This window comes from Nocardiopsis lucentensis DSM 44048, assembly GCF_000341125.1.
Lineage (GTDB): Bacteria > Actinomycetota > Actinomycetes > Streptosporangiales > Streptosporangiaceae > Nocardiopsis > Nocardiopsis lucentensis.
Window position 1 is genome coordinate 1 of sequence record NZ_ANBC01000003.1, and the last position, 1,618, is coordinate 1,618.

Genomic DNA, 1,618 nt, shown 5'->3' on the forward strand with positions numbered 1-1,618 from the left:
CGGCCTGGTCGAGCGCGCCCGCCGGATCGGTGAGCTCATGCTGGGCCGCCTGCGTGAGCTGGCCGCCAAGTACGACATCATCGGCGACGTGCGCGGCCGCGGCGCGATGGTCGCGATCGAACTGGTCAAGGACGCGGACAAGACGCCCAACCCGGAGGCTCTGGGCAAGGTGCTGTCCCACGCGCACAAGCAGGGCCTGATCCTGCTGAGCGCGGGGACCTACGGCAACGTCATCCGCATGCTGCCGCCGCTGGTCATCTCCGACGAGCTGCTGAACGAGGGGCTGGACATCCTCGACGAGGCCTTCGCCCGGCTCTGACCCGAACCACCTTGGCGAACATCGCCCGATCACGGCCTCTCGCGACGAGCTACTGGTATGCCCGCGTCCTCCGTGATCTCGCCAAGGCACGGCCCCGTCCGCGCGTCCTCGTTGGGCGCGGGCGGGGCCGCACTCCGCTAACGCGTACCCCAGGCGTAGGTCTGCTTGCGGAGCTTGAGGTAGAGGAAGGTCTCCGTGGTGTCCACCGTGTCGATGGCGCGGATGTCCGCCAGGATCTCCAGGAGCCGGGGGTCGTCCTCGGCGACGACCTCCACCAGCAGGTCGAACGAGCCCGCGGTGATCACCACGTACTCCACGCCCGGGATGTCGGAGATGGCGTCGGCCGCCGTGTTCAGGTCACCGATCGTGCGGACGCCGATCATCGCCTGGCGGCTGAATCCCAGCATCATCGGGTCGGTCACACCCACCACCTGGACGACCCCTGCTTCCAGGAGCCGTTGGACGCGCTGGCGCACGGCCGCCTCGGACAGGCCCACGAGTTTGCCGATGGACGCGTAGGACCGCCGACCGTCCTCCTGGAGGAGTTCGATGATGCGCTTGGCCGTGTCGTCGAGAACGATGCCGTTGTTCCTGCGTGCGGGACCGGAGTCCGCCTGGTGGGTCACATGATCCTCCGCTTGCGTCCGCAAGAATCCGATGAATTCTGGCCTGTGGACTTTTGGAATTCGCCGCTGCATCAGCCACCAACGACGGATTCCACATTACTGCACGGTTGTTTCCCGAAGGTGACCGAGCCGTGGAACCCTGCGTCGTCGCAGATCAGCGGTCATCGCGCACCGAGTCCAGGGACAACAGGGCCACGTGCAGTGACAGACAGGTCTCCACGGATTCCAGGTCGGCGTCGAGGGTGTTGGAGATGCGCCGAAGCCGTTCGTAGAAGGCGGGCCTGGACAGGTGGGCCCGAGTGGCGGCGAGCGCCTTGTTGCGCCCCGCTCCCAGGTAGCAGCGGAGCATGTCGGTGAGGTCGTCGCCGTGGCGCGCGTCATGGTCGAGCAGCGGCCCGAGTTCGCGCTCGACGTAGGTCTGGAGGCGCTCGTCGTCGCGGAACAGGTGCAGCAGTCCGCGCAGGTGCAGGTCGGGGAGCCGGTAGAAGGGACGCTGGTCGTTGCGGCGGACGGCCACGTCGCCGACCTGCCGAGCCTCCAGGAAGGACCGGCGCACCTCGCGGATGCCGTCCGCCGACGAACCCACGGCCAGCACGGCGGTGTCCCCGATCGCGCTGCGCACCCGGTCGGCGAGCATGTGCAGGGTCGGCTCCAGCCGCTGTTTGCCCGACAG

General features: G+C 68.0%; 3 protein-coding genes. 1 reads left to right on the top strand and 2 read right to left on the bottom strand.

All coding sequences use genetic code 11. The features are described from left to right. Window positions 1-319, top strand: a 319-nt coding sequence (locus tag D471_RS32365; protein ID WP_040687621.1) for an aminotransferase class III-fold pyridoxal phosphate-dependent enzyme, incomplete at its 5' end; no start/stop codon positions are given. A gap of 137 nt (window positions 320-456) precedes the next feature. On the opposite strand, the gene D471_RS0100030 is transcribed toward D471_RS32365, so the two are convergent. Both D471_RS0100030 and D471_RS32370 read right to left on the bottom strand, forming a co-directional pair. After that, a complete protein-coding gene (locus D471_RS0100030; protein WP_017596730.1) occupies window positions 457-945 on the bottom strand; it encodes an Lrp/AsnC family transcriptional regulator in 489 nt (162 codons plus the stop codon). A 154-nt stretch (window positions 946-1,099) separates the two neighbouring features. Beyond that, window positions 1,100-1,618 (bottom strand): PucR family transcriptional regulator (locus tag D471_RS32370; protein ID WP_040687623.1); only part of this gene is annotated, 519 nt, incomplete at its 5' end.